The 14,401-nt window shown below is 69.8% G+C and carries 15 protein-coding genes; 13 read left to right on the plus strand and 2 right to left on the minus strand.

The window, feature by feature from the left end:
• The first annotated feature begins 53 nt into the window (after positions 1–53).
• Together B0W88_RS02675 and B0W88_RS02680 are read left to right on the plus strand one after the other, a co-directional pair.
• Positions 54–1,154: a low specificity L-threonine aldolase gene (locus B0W88_RS02675; protein ID WP_077033107.1), complete on the plus strand. Its 1,101-nt coding sequence runs from the start codon at positions 54–56 to the stop codon at positions 1,152–1,154.
• The gene (locus B0W88_RS02680; RefSeq protein WP_077033108.1) at positions 1,151–1,549 is read left to right on the plus strand and encodes a SirB2 family protein; all 399 of its coding nucleotides are present in this window, start codon (positions 1,151–1,153) and stop codon (positions 1,547–1,549) included. The genes B0W88_RS02675 and B0W88_RS02680 overlap by 4 nt, the downstream gene beginning before the upstream one ends.
• 36 nt (positions 1,550–1,585) lie before the next feature.
• Here the strand turns inward: B0W88_RS02680 and pepA are convergent, their stop codons facing one another.
• Both pepA and B0W88_RS02690 read right to left on the minus strand, forming a co-directional pair.
• Positions 1,586–2,362, minus strand: coding sequence for a flocculation-associated PEP-CTERM protein PepA (gene pepA, locus B0W88_RS02685; RefSeq protein WP_077033109.1), 777 nt, complete (start codon positions 2,360–2,362; stop codon positions 1,586–1,588).
• Between the two features lie 52 nt (positions 2,363–2,414).
• Entirely contained in the window at positions 2,415–3,404 is a 990-nt protein-coding gene (locus B0W88_RS02690; protein WP_077033110.1) for a LysR family transcriptional regulator, read from the minus strand.
• A gap of 97 nt (positions 3,405–3,501) precedes the next feature.
• Between B0W88_RS02690 and B0W88_RS02695 the strand changes: the two genes are divergently transcribed.
• The 11 genes from B0W88_RS02695 to B0W88_RS02745 all read left to right on the plus strand — a co-directional run bounded on the left by B0W88_RS02695 (position 3,502) and on the right by B0W88_RS02745 (position 14,350).
• Positions 3,502–4,995, plus strand: coding sequence for a form I ribulose bisphosphate carboxylase large subunit (locus B0W88_RS02695; protein ID WP_369973840.1), 1,494 nt, complete (start codon positions 3,502–3,504; stop codon positions 4,993–4,995).
• 139 nt (positions 4,996–5,134) lie between these two features.
• Positions 5,135–5,566: a ribulose bisphosphate carboxylase small subunit gene (locus tag B0W88_RS02700; protein ID WP_077033111.1), complete on the plus strand. Its 432-nt coding sequence runs from the start codon at positions 5,135–5,137 to the stop codon at positions 5,564–5,566.
• Positions 5,550–6,428 (plus strand): CbbX protein, encoded by an 879-nt coding sequence (gene cbbX / locus B0W88_RS02705; protein WP_233151602.1) that lies wholly within the window; start codon positions 5,550–5,552, stop codon positions 6,426–6,428. The genes B0W88_RS02700 and cbbX overlap by 17 nt, the downstream gene beginning before the upstream one ends.
• Positions 6,425–7,174, plus strand: a complete 750-nt coding sequence (locus B0W88_RS02710; protein ID WP_077033113.1) for an HAD-IA family hydrolase — start codon at positions 6,425–6,427, stop codon at positions 7,172–7,174. Before cbbX ends, B0W88_RS02710 begins: the two co-directional genes overlap by 4 nt.
• Positions 7,171–7,908: an HAD family hydrolase gene (locus tag B0W88_RS02715; RefSeq protein WP_077033114.1), complete on the plus strand. Its 738-nt coding sequence runs from the start codon at positions 7,171–7,173 to the stop codon at positions 7,906–7,908. The genes B0W88_RS02710 and B0W88_RS02715 overlap by 4 nt, the downstream gene beginning before the upstream one ends.
• On the plus strand, positions 7,827–8,897 hold the full coding sequence (locus tag B0W88_RS02720; RefSeq protein ID WP_077033115.1) for a class 1 fructose-bisphosphatase: 1,071 nt from the start codon (positions 7,827–7,829) through the stop codon (positions 8,895–8,897). The genes B0W88_RS02715 and B0W88_RS02720 overlap by 82 nt, the downstream gene beginning before the upstream one ends.
• Positions 8,898–8,910: 13 nt before the next feature.
• The gene (locus tag B0W88_RS02725; RefSeq protein WP_077033116.1) at positions 8,911–9,789 is read left to right on the plus strand and encodes a phosphoribulokinase; all 879 of its coding nucleotides are present in this window, start codon (positions 8,911–8,913) and stop codon (positions 9,787–9,789) included.
• Positions 9,786–11,798, plus strand: a complete 2,013-nt coding sequence (gene tkt, locus B0W88_RS02730) for a transketolase (RefSeq protein ID WP_077033117.1) — start codon at positions 9,786–9,788, stop codon at positions 11,796–11,798. Before B0W88_RS02725 ends, tkt begins: the two co-directional genes overlap by 4 nt.
• The gene (gene fba, locus B0W88_RS02735) at positions 11,795–12,799 is read left to right on the plus strand and encodes a class II fructose-bisphosphate aldolase (protein WP_077033118.1); all 1,005 of its coding nucleotides are present in this window, start codon (positions 11,795–11,797) and stop codon (positions 12,797–12,799) included. The genes tkt and fba overlap by 4 nt, the downstream gene beginning before the upstream one ends.
• Positions 12,800–12,919: 120 nt before the next feature.
• Complete coding sequence (locus tag B0W88_RS02740) at positions 12,920–13,864, plus strand: PHB depolymerase family esterase (RefSeq protein ID WP_077033119.1); 945 nt, start codon at positions 12,920–12,922, stop codon at positions 13,862–13,864.
• Between the two features lie 141 nt (positions 13,865–14,005).
• Positions 14,006–14,350: a hypothetical protein gene (locus B0W88_RS02745; protein WP_077033120.1), complete on the plus strand. Its 345-nt coding sequence runs from the start codon at positions 14,006–14,008 to the stop codon at positions 14,348–14,350.
• Positions 14,351–14,401 lie beyond the last annotated feature (51 nt).

The following is a 14,401-nucleotide window of genomic DNA, read 5'->3' on the forward strand; positions in this document are numbered from 1 at the left end:
CAGCGTGTCTGCCTGGGTACACCCGCACTTCGGGGTTTGTTACGCTCGCCCGGATGGACGCGCGACTTTCTGCACAGCTGTTACTGAAGCAAGGCTGCCGGCTGCATCTGCCCGGCTTCAAGGCCCTCGAACCTGCCGATGAATTCGAGGCGCTGGCGCGCTGGTGCGCGCGCGAGGGCGCGCAGGCCGACGTGTATGGCGAGGGCGGCCTGGCCGCAGTCTTCGAGCAGCGCATCGCGGCGCTGCTGGGCAAGCCGGCCGCGGTCTTCATGCCCAGCGGCGTGATGGCGCAGCTGATCGCAATGCGCATCTACACAGAACGTGCCGGGCTCGACCGCTTCGGCCTTTCGCCCAACGCGCACCTGGCGCTGCATGAGCAGGAGGCGCCACAGGCGTTGTTCGGGCTGCATGCGGTGCCGGTGGGTTCGCGGCTGCAGCCGATGACGGCCGAAGACCTGGCCGCGCAGCGCCAGCGCCTGGCGGCCGTGGTCGTCGAGCTGCCGATGCGCGAGGCCGGCGGGCAACTGCCCGACTGGGATGCGCTGCAGGCGCTGAAGGAACAGGCTGCGGCCATGGCCACGCCGCTGCACATGGACGGCGCGCGGCTGTGGCAGTGCCGCGCCTTCTACCAGCGCTCCTTCGCGGAGATCGCAGCGGGCTTCGCCTCGGTCTACGTGTCCATGTACAAGGACATCGGCGGCATGGCCGGCGCGGTGCTGGCCGGCGAGGAGGCCTTCATCGCCGAGGCGCGGCTGTGGCAGCGGCGCATGGGCGGCAACCTCTACCAGCAGACGCCGCTGCTGGCCTCGGCGATGCTGCGCTTCGACGCGCGTCTCGCCCTGCTCGACGACTGCTGGCGCCGCGCGAAGGAACTGGCGAGCCTGTTCGGCCGCCTGCCCGGCGTGCGCGTCAATCCCGCCGAGCCGCGCTGCAATATGTTCCACCTGCAGATCGACGCGCCCGCCGAGGCGCTGAACGAGGCGCGCGATGCGGTCGCGCGCGAGGAGGGCGCCTGGCTGTTCGGCAAGGCGCGGCCGATGGACGTACGCGGCTTCAGCGTGGTGGAGCTGACGGTGGGCGACCAGCTGCTGGCGATCGACGACGCCACGGTCGAGCGCCTGTTCCGACTGTTGCTGGAGAGGGCCAGCCCATGAGCTATTCCTTCGACGCGCAGATGGCGCAGATCCACGCGCTGCTGGCCTGGATCAGCGTCGTGGTGTTCCTGGTGCGCGGCGGCGCCTACCAGCTGAGCCTGCCCTGGGCGATGGACGACCGGCTGCGCTTCATCGTGCTGGGCGTGGACCTCCTGATGACGGTCACCGGCCTGAGCCTGTGGGTGCTGGAACACCTGAATCCGCTGTACGACGGCTGGCTGGGGGCCAAGCTGGTGGCGCTGATCGTCTACACGGTGGCGGCCCATCTGGCGATGTGGGAAGGCGCTGCCGCGCGGCAGGAGCTGCGCGTGCCGGCCTATCTGGTGGCGCTGTTGGCGCTGGCCTATATGGTGGCCGCGTCAATCACACGAAGTGCGTGGCTGGGCCTGGCCTGACCGGCGCCAGCCCCCTTCGTATCGGCCCCGAGCCGTTCAGCGGCGCCGCCGGCGCGCCACCAGGCCCAGCACGCCCAGCCCGGCCATCAGCATCGCGTAGCTGTGCGGCTCGGGCACCGGCGCCGCGAAGTTGATGGTGCCGCCGCCGGAATTGATCATGAAGCCGCCGGCGAACAGCGCCACCTGCGAGGGCGTGTTGCTGAAGGACACGAGCGCCTCGCTGGAGAAGGGCGAGGGCGCCGCGAAGAAGGCGGCCGCCAGCGTGTTGAAGTTCACCGTCGCATTGGCGCCGGGGAAGAAGGAGGTGCCGGTGGGGAAGGAGAACACGCTGCCGTTCACCAGGCTGCCCGAGGCCAGCGGCGTGGGGCTGGCGGCGGTGGTCGTCGGCGTGGTGCCGCTGAAGCCGAAGGAGGCAGCGCCGTTGTAGCCGTAGAGCGTGTAGGTCAGCGTGCTGAAGTTGCCGAGCGAGACCTGGGTCAGCGGGTTGTTGCCGTCGCTGGTGCCGGTACCGGTGAAGGCGATGTAGAGGCCATAGCTGCTGTTCAGGCCGGGCACCGTCAGGTTCTGGTTGTTCAGCTGGGCGCCCGTGATGCTGAGGAAGCCGGTCTCGGTGAAGCTGCCGCCGACGCCGTTGGTGACGGTGGCGTAGTCGGAGATCAGCAGGTTGTCGGCGGTGAAGGCCGCTCCGGAGAGGCCGGCGGCGACCGGATCCAGCGTGAAGGTGGTCAGGGCCGCGCTGGCGCCGGCGGACAGCGCGAGCAGCGACAGGGCGACGGCCGCCTGCCGCAGGGACGACGGGGAATGCTGGTTCATGGCCTTGTCTCCGTGGCTCATTTATGCCGGTATTGTCAGTGGAAACCGGACGTTAGGGAACATCGATCCCGCCTGAGTTCCTTTTGCGGGCCGTCCGGTTGCCGGCCGGTTTCGACAGCTTCGGCCCGCGCAGCTGCTGCAGGATCAGCGCCTGCGCCTCCTCCGCCAGGAAGGTGCGGAAGGCCGAGGCCACCTGCGGCAGCCGGCGGCTGGCCAGGTGCATCACGTACCAGTCGCGCTCCAGCGGGTTGTTCTCCATCGGCAGCAGGGCCAGCATGCCAGTCTGCATCTCCAGGCCGCAGGTGTGCAGCGAGAGGAAGGCGGCGCCGAAGCCGGCCGCGCACATCTGCTTGATCGCCTCGTTGCTGGACAGCTCCGAGCCGATGCGCAGCGGCAGGCCGGCGTCCTTGTGCAGGCGCTCCAGCGTCGCGCGGGTGCCGGAGCCGCGCTCGCGCACCAGCAGGTTGGCGCCGGCGAGGTCGGCCAGCGTGACCTTGCGCTGCTTCATCAGCCGGTGGCCGGGCGCGGCCATGAAGGCCATCGGGTGGCGCGCAAAGGGCGCGGCGACGGTCTTCAGCTCGGCCGGCGGCCGGCCCATGATGGCCAGGTCCACCTCCTGCCCGGCCAGCATCTGCACGATCTCGTCGCGGTTGCCGACCTTGAGCTGCACCTTCACGTCCGGCTGTACCTGCGAGAAGGCCACCAGCAGCGGCGGCAGCAGGTATTCGGCGGTGGTCACCGCGCCCAGGCGCAACGTGCCGGAGAACACGCCGCGCTGGGCCGCCATCTCGTCCCCGCACTCGCGCCAGAGATCGAGGATGCGGGCCGCGTAGTCGGCCATCACCTCGCCGGCATGCGAGAGCTTGATGCCGCGCCCCTCGCGCTCCAGCAGCGGCGCCCCGGCGCTTTCCTCCAACAGCTTGAGCTGGATGGAGACGGCCGGCTGCGTGAGGTTCAGCTCGCTGGCCGCGCGCGACACGCTGCCCAGCCGCGCCACCGCATGGAAAGCCGCAAGTTGACGGAATGTGGCGTTTCTGAACATAAGCGGACACCTATGGAACAGAGAAAAGAATTAACTATTCCTGATGCTAGCCGCTGCGTAGATTCAGGTCCATCGATCACGCAACCGGAGACGACAGATGGGCCAGATGAACGAGATCGGGGCGGCCTCGCCCACTACCTCGACCACGCAGATCACCGACGCGAAGAAGCGCTATTCGGCGGGCGTGCTCAAGTACGCGCAGATGGGCTACTGGAACGCGGACTACGTGCCCAAGGAGACCGACATCCTGGCGCTGTTCCGCATCACGCCGCAGGACGGTGTGGACCCGATCGAGGCCGCCGCCGCGGTGGCCGGCGAGTCGAGCACCGCCACCTGGACCGTGGTCTGGACCGACCGCCTGACCGCCTGCGACATGTACCGCGCCAAGGCCTACCGCATCGACCCGGTGCCCGGCATCCTCGGCCAGTATTTCTGCTACGTCGCCTATGACCTGAGCCTGTTCGAGGAGGGCTCGATCACCAACGTGGCGGCCTCGATCATCGGCAACGTCTTCAGCTTCAAGCCGCTGAAGGCCGCGCGGCTGGAGGACATGAAGTTCCCGGTGGCCTACGTGAAGACCTTCGCCGGCCCGCCGACCGGCATCATCGTGGAGCGCGAACGGCTGGACAAGTTCGGCCGGCCGCTGCTGGGCGCCACGACCAAGCCCAAGCTGGGCCTCTCGGGCCGCAACTACGGCCGCGTCGTCTACGAGGGCCTGAAGGGCGGCCTGGACTTCATGAAGGACGACGAGAACATCAACTCCCAGCCCTTCATGCACTGGCGTGACCGCTTCCTCTTCGTGATGGACGCGGTGAACAAGGCGAGCGCCGCGACCGGGGAAGTGAAGGGCAGCTACCTCAACGTCACCGCCGGCACGATGGAGGAGATGTACCGCCGCGCCGCTTTCGCCAAGGAGCTGGGCTCGGTGATCATCATGGTCGACCTGGTGGTGGGCTACACGGCGATCCAGAGCCTGTCGCACTGGGCGCGGCAGAACGACATGGTCTTGCACCTGCACCGCGCCGGCCATGGCACCTACACGCGGCAGAAGAACCACGGCGTGAGCTTCCGCGTGATCGCCAAGTGGATGCGCATGGTGGGCGTGGACCACATCCACGCGGGCACGGCGGTCGGCAAGCTCGAGGGCGACCCGATGACGGTGCAGGGCTACTACAACGTCTGCCGCGACACGCACACCAAGGTGGACCTGCCGCGCGGCATCTACTTCGACCAGGACTGGGGCGCGCTGAAGAAGATGATGCCGGTGGCCTCGGGCGGCATCCACGCGGGCCAGATGCACCAGCTGATCGACCTGTTCGGCGACGACGTGGTGCTGCAGTTCGGCGGCGGCACGATCGGCCACCCGCAGGGCATCCAGGCCGGGGCGACGGCCAACCGCGTGGCGCTGGAGGCGATGGTGCTGGCGCGCAACGAAGGGCGCGACATCAAGGAGGAAGGGCCGCAGATCCTGCGTGATGCGGCGCAGTGGTGCAGTCCGCTGCGGGCGGCGCTCGATACCTGGGGCGAGATCTCCTTCAACTACACGCCCACGGATACGTCGGACTACGTGCCGACGGCCAACGTGGCCTGAACCACCCCCTCCGTTCGCCCTGAGCCTGTCGAAGGGCCCGCGTCATCCCCGTTCACCCTGAGCCTGTCGAAGGGCTCGCGCGCAAGGCTTCGACAGGCTCAGCCCGAACGGATGCTTTCCGACTCAAGGAATCAATGAAATGAAAGTCACCCAAGGCACCTTCTCCTTCCTGCCGCCGCTCACCGACGCGCAGATCAGCAAGCAGATCGACTACTGCCTCAACAAGGGCTGGTCCATCGGCCTCGAATACACCGACGACCCGCACCCCCGCAACACCTTCTGGGAGATGTTCGGCAACCCGATGTTCGACATCAGTGACGCCGCCGGCGTGATGATGGAGCTGCAGGCCTGCCGCGATACCTTCCACGACCACTACATCCGGCTGACCGCCTTCGACTCGACGCACGGCACCGAGTCCGTCGTGCTCTCCTTCATCGTCAACCGGCCCGAGAAGGAACCGGGCTTCCGCCTGATCCGCACCGAGGAACCGGGTCGCACGCTGCGCTATTCGATCGAGAGCTATGCGACGACGCGTGGCGCTGAAGGTGAGCGTTATGGCTACTCCGGCTGACATGCTCGAAGCCAGCGGCGCTCGCGCCGTGCTGGCCCAACTCGATGCGGAACTCGTCGGCCTCGCGCCGGTGAAGAATCGCATCCGCGACATCGCCGCCCTGCTGCTGATCGACAAGCTCCGCGCCGAGCAGGGCCTGCAGTCCACGCCGCCGTCGCTGCACATGTGCTTCACCGGCAACCCCGGCACCGGCAAGACCACGGTGGCCCTGCGCATGGCCGAGGTGCTCAAGCAGCTGGGCTACGTGCGCAAGGGCCATCTCGTGGCCGTCACGCGGGACGACCTCGTCGGCCAGTTCATCGGCCACACCGCGCCCAAGACCCGCGAGGTGATCAAGAAGGCCATGGGCGGCGTGCTCTTCATCGACGAGGCCTACTACCTCTACAAGCCAGAGAACGAGCGCGACTACGGCGCCGAGTCCATCGAGATCCTGCTGCAGGTGATGGAGAACCACCGCGACGACCTGGTCGTGATCCTGGCCGGCTATCGCGACCGCATGGACACCTTCTTCACCAGCAACCCCGGCATGGCCTCGCGCATCGCCCACCACATCGACTTCCCCGACTACACCGAGCACGAGCTGATGCAGATCGCCGAGCTGATGCTGACGAAGCTGAACTACCGCTTCGACGACGAAGGCGCCCGGCCCGCCTTCGCCCGCTACCTGCACCTGCGCCGCCAGCAGCCGCACTTCGCCAATGCGCGCTCCATCCGCAACGCGCTGGACCGCATCCGGCTGCGGCATGCGACGCGGCTGTTCACGTCGGAGGAGGCGCTGACGAAGGAGCAGCTGACCACGCTGCAGGCCGAGGACGTGCTGGCCAGCCGCGTGTTCGGCCAGGCCAAGGAGATTGCAGCATGAGCATCGAAGCCCTGATCTTCGACGTGGACGGCACGCTGGCCGACACCGAGGAAGCGCACCGCGCCGCCTTCAACGAGGCCTTCCGCCAGCAGCGCCTGCCCTGGCAATGGAGCCGCGAGGACTACCGCGAGCTGCTCGCCATCACCGGCGGCAAGGAGCGCATCGCGCATTACATCGATGGGCTGGGCCTGCGCGGCAGCGAGCGCGTCTGGCTGACGGAGCTGATCCCCGAGCTGCATGCGCAGAAGACGCGGCTGTACACCGCCTTCGTCGCGGCCGGCGGCGTGCCGCTGCGGGCGGGCGTCGAGGCGCTGCTCGACGAGGCCGAAGCGGCCAGCTGCCGGCTCGCCATCGCCAGCACGACGACGGCCGCCAACATCGATGCGCTGCTGCAGGCCACGCTGGGCCCGCGCGGCCTGGACCGCTTCGCCGTGATCGCCTGCGGCGACCAGGTGCGGCGCAAGAAGCCCGCGCCGGACATCTACCGGCTGGCGCTGGCCGGGCTGGGTCTGGAGCCCGAGCGGGCGATCGCGGTGGAGGACTCGGCCAACGGCCTGCGCGCCGCCCAGGGCGCCGGCCTGTGGGCGGTGGTGACGCCGAATTTCTGGACCGAGGGCCAGGATCTCTCGGCGGCCGAACTGCGGCGCGACAGCCTCGAGGGCCTGCGCTTCGACGAACTCTGCGCGCTCGCCTCGCCGCCGCCAGCGCCGGGCCTGCTGCGCGGGCTGGTGGAGGCGCGGCCATGAGGACCGCCGCCATCGCCTTCGACCTCGACGGCACGCTGGTCGACAGCGCCCCCGGCGTCTGCTTCGCGCTGAATGCCGCGCTGGCGGCGGCGGGGCTGCAGCAATTCGATGTCGCCACCGTGCTCGGCTGGATCGGGGATGGCCCCGACACCACCATCCGCCGCGCGCTCGACGCCTGCCAGCGCCATGACGTCGACCCGCTGCGCCTGCGCCGCATCTTCGACGCGACGACGCTGGACGACCCGCGCGCCCAGGGGCAGGCCTATGCCGGCATTCCCGCGCTGCTGGCGCGGCTGGCCGGGCGCTATCCGCTGGTGGCGGTGACGAACAAGCCCACGCCGCTGGCCCGCGCGGTGCTCGGCGCGGCCGGCCTGCTGGACTGGCTGTCTGCCGTGCACGGCGCCGACCTGCCGGCGCAGCGCAAGCCCGCGCCGCTGCTGCTGCAGCAGGCCGCGGCCCGCCTGGGGCTGCCGGTGAAGTCGCTGCTGATGGTGGGCGACGGGCCGGCCGACATCGGCGCCGCCAACGCCGCCGGCTGCCGCGCCGCCTGGGTGTCATGGGGCTACGGCCTCGTTCCTGGCGCCCCGACGAGGCTGGACACACCTGCCGAACTGCTCACGCTCTTGAATCTCGAACATCAAGGAGACTCACCATGCCCACCGGAGGCCGCTCGACCCTCACGCAGTTCCTCATCGAGGAGCGCCGCCGCCACCCCGAAGCCACTGGCGACCTGAATGCGCTGATCACCGATGTCTCGCTGGCCTGCAAGGCGATCGCGCGCAAGGTCGCGTTCGGGGCCCTCGCCGACGTGCTCGGCAGCGCCCGCGCCACCAACGTCCAGGGCGAGGACCAGAAGGCGCTGGACGTGCTCAGCAACGACATGTTCCTGCGCGCCAGCGAATGGGGCGGCCACACGGCCGGCATGGTCAGCGAGGAGATGGAGCTGCCCTACCGGCTGCCGGTCCAGCATCCGCGCGGCAAGTACCTGCTGCTGTTCGACCCGCTGGATGGCTCCTCCAATATCGACGTCAACGTGGCGGTGGGCAGCATCTTTTCCGTCCTGCGCGCACCGAAGCCCGGTGAAGACCCCGCCGTGCAGGACTTCTTGCAGAAGGGCAGCCAGCAGGTCTGCGCCGGCTATGCGATCTACGGTCCGTCGACGATGCTGGTGCTGACGATCGGCCGCGGCACCCATGCCTTCACGCTGGACCCGATGCTGGGCGAATGGGTGCTGAGCCACCCGGAGCTGCGCATCCCGGAGAAGACCTGCGAGTTCGCGATCAACGCGTCCAACTCGCGCTTCTGGGAGCCGGCGGTGAAGCGCTATGTGGACGAGTGCCTGGCCGGCCAGCCCGGCCCGCGCGGGGCGGACTTCAATATGCGCTGGATCGCCTCGCTGGTGGCCGAGACGCATCGCATCCTGATGCGCGGCGGCGTCTTCATGTACCCGAAGGACACGAAGGATCCGGCCCGCGCCGGGCGCCTGCGCCTGCTCTACGAGGCCAGCCCGATCTCGATGCTGGTGGAGCAGGCCGGTGGTGGCGCCAGCACCGGCCGCGCGCGGCTGCTGGACGTGCAGCCCGAGACGCTGCACCAGCGCATCGGCTTCGTGTTCGGCTCGAAGAGCGAGGTCGAGCGGATCGAGCGCTATCACCGCGAGGCGCCGGAGGAGGAGTTCGACTCGCCGCTGTTCGGGCGCCGCGGCCTCTTTGCGGCGGCGTGAGGAGATTGTTGCCATGTCCATCAAGCACCCCATCGTCGCCATCACCGGCTCGTCCGGCGCCGGCACCACCTCCGTCACCCGCACCTTCGAGAACATCTTCCGCCGCGAGGAGGTGGACGCCGCCATCATCGAGGGCGACAGCTTCCACCGCTACGACCGCGCCGCGATGAAGACCGCGATGGCCGAGGCCGAGAAGAACGGCAAGCCGCACTTCAGCCACTTCGGCGACGACGCCAACCTGTTCGGCGAGCTGGAGAACCTGTTCCGCAACTACGGGGAGACCGGCACCGGCCGCGCCCGCAAGTACCTGCACAACGCCGAGGAGGCCGAGCCCTTCAAGCAGCCGCCCGGCACCTTCACGCCCTGGCAAGACCTGCCCCCCAGCGAGATGCTGTTCTACGAGGGCCTGCACGGCGGCGTGAAGACGGCCGGCGTGGACATCGCGCGCCATGCCGACCTGCTGATCGGCGTCGTCCCGGTCATCAACCTCGAATGGATACAGAAGATCCACCGCGACAAGGCCACCCGCGGCTACACGACCGAGGCGGTCACCGACGTGATCCTGCGCCGGATGCACGAGTACGTGGAGTACATCTGCCCGCAGTTCACGCGCACGCACATCAACTTCCAGCGCGTGCCGGTGGTGGACACCTCCGATCCCTTCATCGCCCGCACGATCCCCACCGCCGACGAGAGCCTGGTGGTGATCCGCTTCGCCAACCCCAAGGGCATCGACATGCCCTACCTGCTGAGCATGCTGCACGACTCCTTCATGTCGCGCGCCAACACGCTGGTGGTGCCGGGCGGGAAGATGGAGCTGGCGATGCAGCTGATCTTCACGCCGATGATCCTGCGGCTGGTCGAGCGGCGCAGGAAGGCGCTGGCATCATGAGCGGCGCCACGATCCGCAAGCAGTGCGCCGATGCGATCCGCGCGCTGGCGATGGATGCGGTGCAAGCCGCCAACTCGGGCCACCCCGGCATGCCGATGGGCATGGCCGAGATCGCGGAGGCGCTGTGGCGCCATCAGCTGAAGCACGACCCGGCCGATCCGCAGTGGATCGACCGCGACCGCTTCGTGCTCTCCAACGGCCACGGCTCGATGCTGCTCTATGCGATGCTGCACCTGAGCGGCTACGCGCTGCCGATGGACGAGCTGCGGCGCTTCCGCCAGCTGCACAGCCGCACGCCCGGCCATCCGGAGCTGGGCCTGACGCCGGGTGTCGAGACCACCACCGGCCCGCTCGGCCAGGGCCTCGCCAACGCGGTCGGCATGGCGCTGGCGGAGAAGCTGCTGGCGGCCGAATTCAACCGTCCCGGCTTCGACGTGATCGACCATCGCACCTGGGTCTTCCTCGGCGATGGCTGCCTGATGGAGGGCATCAGCCACGAGGCCTGCTCGCTGGCCGGCGTGTGGGGCCTGAACAAGCTGGTGGCCTTCTACGACGACAACGGCATCTCGATCGACGGCGACGTGAAGGGCTGGTTCGGCGACGACACGCCGGCGCGCTTCGAGGCCTATGGCTGGCGGGTGATCCGTTCGGTCGACGGGCACGACAGCGCGGCCCTGGATCGCGCCATCGTCGAAGCCAAGGCCTCGGCCGACAGGCCGGTGCTGATCTGCTGCCGCACGACCATCGGCCGCGGCTCGCCCAACCGCGCCGGCAGCGCCAAGGCCCACGGCGAGGCGCTCGGTAACGCCGAGATTGCACTGACCCGCGCCGCGCTCGGCTGGACCGCGGCGCCCTTCGAGATCCCTTCGGACATCGCCGCCGCCTGGGATGCCCGCGAGGCGGGCGCCGCGCGGCATGCGGCATGGCGCGGCGTCCGGGCGGCCTATGCCGCCGCCCATCCGGCGCTGGCTGCCGAGCTGGCCCGGCGCTGTTCCTCGCCGATGCCGCTGCTGCCTCAGACCGAGGCGGCGCTCGCCGAGGCGGCCGTGGCCGCCGCGCAGGCCGGCGCCATCGCCACTCGCAAGGCCTCGCAGAACCTGCTGCAGCGCCTGGGCCCGGCGACGCCCGAGCTGCTGGGCGGCTCGGCCGACCTGACCGGCTCCAACCTCACCGACTGGCCCGGCCATGTGCCGCTGAAGGGCCGCGGCACCGGCAACCACGTCCACTACGGCGTGCGCGAGTTCGGCATGGCGGCGGTCATGAACGGCGTGGCGCTGCACGGCGGCTGGCGCGTCTTCGGCGGCACCTTCCTGGCCTTCTCCGACTACGCGCGCAACGCCATCCGCATGGCCGCGCTGATGCGGCTGCCGGTGATCCATGTGTTCACGCACGACTCGATCGGCCTCGGCGAGGACGGGCCGACCCACCAGCCGGTGGAGCATGTGAGCAGCCTGCGCCTGATCCCGGGCCTCGATGTGTGGCGGCCCGCCGATGCGCTGGAGACGGCTATCGCCTGGCGCGCGGCCCTGCACCGCAGCGACGGGCCGAGCGCGCTGGTGCTGTCGCGCCAGGCGCTGCCGGCCAGTGGCGGGCAGGGCGCGGAGCGAGGCGGCTATCTGGTGCGAAGCGATGACCCCGCGAGGGAGCGCGTCTGCCTGCTCGCCAGCGGCTCCGAAGTCGCGCTGGCGCTGCAGGCGGCCGAACTGCTCGCCGTGCGGGGCGTGGTGGCGCGCGTCGTCTCGATGCCCTGCATCGAGGCCTTTGAGCGCCAGGACGAACGCTATCGCCGCGAGCTCATCCCGCGCCGGCTGCCGCGCCTGGCCCTCGAGGCGGGCAGCAGCGGCCTGTGGTGGAAGTACGTGGGCGAGGACGGCGCGGTGATCGGCCTGGACCGCTTCGGCGAATCCGCGCCGGCGGCCGAGCTGTTCGCGCTGTTCGGCTTCACGCCGCAGGCGGTCTGCGAGCGCGCGCTGCAACTGATCGATCAACAACAGGAGACCTCACGATGACGATGATCTCGCTGCGCCGCATGCTGGACCATGCGGCCGAGCACCGCTACGGCGTGCCCGCCTTCAACATCAACAACCTCGAGCAGATCCAGGCCATCATGCAGGCCGCCGAGAAGACCGATGCGCCGGTGATCCTGCAGGCCTCGGCCGGCGCCCGCAAGTACGCCGGCGAGCCCTTCCTGCGCAAGATGGTCGAGGCCGCGGCGGAGATGTACCCGCGCATCCCCATCGTGCTGCACCAGGACCACGGCGCCAGCCCGGCGGTGTGCATGCAGGCGATCCGTTCGGGCTTCACCAGCGTGATGATGGACGGCTCGCTGCTGGAGGATGCGAAGACGCCGGCCTCCTACGGACATAACGTCGAGGTCACGCGCAAGGTGGTGGAGATGGCGCATGCGGTGGGCGTGTCGGTGGAGGGCGAACTGGGTTGCCTCGGCTCGCTGGAGTCGGGCACCGCGGGCGAGGAGGACGGCGTCGGCGCCGAAGGCGTGCTGAGCCACGAGCAGCTGCTCACCGATCCTGACGAGGCGGCCGACTTCGTCGCGCAGACCGGCGTCGATGCGCTGGCCATCGCCATCGGCACCAGCCACGGCGCCTACAAGTTCAGCCGCCAGCCCACCGGCGACATCCTCGCCATCGACCGCATCCGCGCGATCCATGAGCGCCTGCCCGACACCCACCTGGTGATGCACGGCTCGTCCTCGGTGCCGCAGCAGTGGCTGGACGTGATCCGCGAGCATGGCGGCGCGATCCGCGAGACCTACGGCGTGCCGGTGGCCGAGATCCAGCAGGGCATCCGCCATGGCGTGCGCAAGATCAATATCGACACCGACATCCGCCTGGCGATGACCGGCGCGATGCGCCGCGCCATGGTGCGCGAGCCGGAGGAGTTCGATCCGCGCAGGTTCATGAAGGAAGCGATGGCGGCGGCGCGCGAGCTGTGCGTGGAGCGCTTCGAGGCCTTCGGCTGCGCGGGCATGGGCGCGCGGCTGCTGCAGTAGTGACGATGACGAAGGCGATGGCATGCATCGTGCACGCTCTTCGGGCTTTCGGCCCCGGGGTACGCGATGCTCGATCGTTTGCGGCAAGTCCTGCGCGGGTTGTGGAGGCGCCAGCGCTTTTTGCTGCAAGCCTTGCGACGCGGCGGCCCTGGCGGGCGCTGGATCGTCGGCCGGCATGAGCACGACGGCGTCGCGAAGGCCTTTCGCCTGTTCCTGCCACCCGGCGAGCGGGCCGGCCTGCCACTGCTGGTGATGCTGCACGGCTGCAAGCAGCAGCCCGAGGATTTCGCGCGCGGCCTGCGTATGGACGAGCATGCGGCGCGTGAGGGCGTGGCGGTGCTTTATCCGGCGCAATCGCCGGAAGCGAACGAACTGAGCTGCTGGAACTGGTTCCGCCCCCAGCACCAGCAGCGCGGGCGCGGCGAGCCGGCCTGGATCGCCAGCCTCACCGAGCGCATCCTGCACGAGCACGAACTGGACCCGGCGCGGGTCTTCATCGCCGGCATGTCGGCCGGCGGCGCGATGGCCGCGACGATGGCGGCCGAGTATCCGGCCTTGTACGCCGGCGTCGGCATCCATTCGGGTCTGGCGCCGCGCGCCGCGCTCGGCGTGGCCCAGGCGATCCAGGTGATGAAGTGCGGGCCGGGCATGGCGATGGTGATGCCGCTGCCGCGCACGCGCCACGCGCTGCTGCAGGTGCCCGCCATCGTGTTCCATGGCGACCAGGACCGCACGGTCCATCCGCACAATGGCCGCGCCGCCATCGACGCCTGCATCGCCGGCCACCTCGGCGTGGGCCGGCCGGCCGAGTTGCACGGCGAGTGCCCGCTGGGCCGGCGCTTCACGCGCAGCGTGTGGCGAGACTCGCGGGGGCATCAGGTGGCCGAGCACTGGCTGGTGCATGGCGCGGCCCATGCCTGGTCCGGCGGCGATCCGGCCGGTTCCTGGACCGATCCGCTGGGGCCCGATGCGAGCCTGGAGATGCTGCGCTTCTTCCTGTCCCTGCGCGGCCGGCAGCCGCGCGTGGCGGACGACATCGGCGACCTGGTGCAGGAGGGCGCGTGAGATAGCGCACGTGCGGCCCTGCCAGTCCCCGCATCCGGGCGGGCCGCCCGGCGAGCGAGTCTCCCTATGCTTCGCCCATCGGATTGCTAACGCCGAAATTCGACGGCAAGCCGATCGATCCGACCGCTCGAGGGAACCGCCATGAATGCCACCGCCGCCCAGACCCGCCTTGCCCACCAGGACGCCCGCGACCGCCGCCAGGCGCGCGACCGGCGCCGCATGGCACGGACCGTTGCGGGCGGGCGCGCCGCGCTGCCGGTCGGCCTGCCGGCGGCGGACGGCATGCCTCGCGGCGCACGCCGGCGCCCCGCGGCCCTGATGTTCGGCATCGTGATGGTGCTCGCGACCTGGCTGCTGGCCGGGATCATGCGGCTGTCCGGCGCCGAAGGCGGGGACCTGCTGACGCTGCTGGCGACGGGCATGACGCTGTCGCTGGCGGTGCTGGCCTGGCTGGAGCGGCGCCCCTCGGGCCCATCGGCCACCTAACCGTCAGCCTGGACGGTATATGGCGCCGCGAATTCCGCTGTCCGTCGGATG

Source organism: Pelomonas sp. KK5 (assembly GCF_001984095.1).
In the GTDB taxonomy this organism is placed as follows: domain Bacteria; phylum Pseudomonadota; class Gammaproteobacteria; order Burkholderiales; family Burkholderiaceae_C; genus KK5.

Excerpts from the sequence above, each read along its gene's own strand:
- B0W88_RS02690 (WP_077033110.1), bottom strand. The coding sequence starts at position 3,404 with ATGTTCAGAAACGCCACATTCCGTCAACTTGCGGCTTTCCATGCGGTG.
- fba (WP_077033118.1), top strand. The coding sequence starts at position 11,795 with ATGACGATGATCTCGCTGCGCCGCATGCTGGACCATGCGGCCGAGCAC.
- B0W88_RS02700 (WP_077033111.1), top strand. The coding sequence starts at position 5,135 with ATGAAAGTCACCCAAGGCACCTTCTCCTTCCTGCCGCCGCTCACCGAC.
- B0W88_RS02710 (WP_077033113.1), top strand. The coding sequence starts at position 6,425 with ATGAGCATCGAAGCCCTGATCTTCGACGTGGACGGCACGCTGGCCGAC.
- B0W88_RS02695 (WP_369973840.1), top strand. The coding sequence starts at position 3,502 with ATGGGCCAGATGAACGAGATCGGGGCGGCCTCGCCCACTACCTCGACC.
- tkt (WP_077033117.1), top strand. The coding sequence starts at position 9,786 with ATGAGCGGCGCCACGATCCGCAAGCAGTGCGCCGATGCGATCCGCGCG.
- cbbX (WP_233151602.1), top strand. The coding sequence starts at position 5,550 with ATGGCTACTCCGGCTGACATGCTCGAAGCCAGCGGCGCTCGCGCCGTG.
- B0W88_RS02725 (WP_077033116.1), top strand. The coding sequence starts at position 8,911 with ATGTCCATCAAGCACCCCATCGTCGCCATCACCGGCTCGTCCGGCGCC.
- B0W88_RS02675 (WP_077033107.1), top strand. The coding sequence starts at position 54 with ATGGACGCGCGACTTTCTGCACAGCTGTTACTGAAGCAAGGCTGCCGG.
- B0W88_RS02715 (WP_077033114.1), top strand. The coding sequence starts at position 7,171 with ATGAGGACCGCCGCCATCGCCTTCGACCTCGACGGCACGCTGGTCGAC.
- B0W88_RS02745 (WP_077033120.1), top strand. The coding sequence starts at position 14,006 with ATGAATGCCACCGCCGCCCAGACCCGCCTTGCCCACCAGGACGCCCGC.
- pepA (WP_077033109.1), bottom strand. The coding sequence starts at position 2,362 with ATGAACCAGCATTCCCCGTCGTCCCTGCGGCAGGCGGCCGTCGCCCTG.
- B0W88_RS02720 (WP_077033115.1), top strand. The coding sequence starts at position 7,827 with ATGCCCACCGGAGGCCGCTCGACCCTCACGCAGTTCCTCATCGAGGAG.
- B0W88_RS02680 (WP_077033108.1), top strand. The coding sequence starts at position 1,151 with ATGAGCTATTCCTTCGACGCGCAGATGGCGCAGATCCACGCGCTGCTG.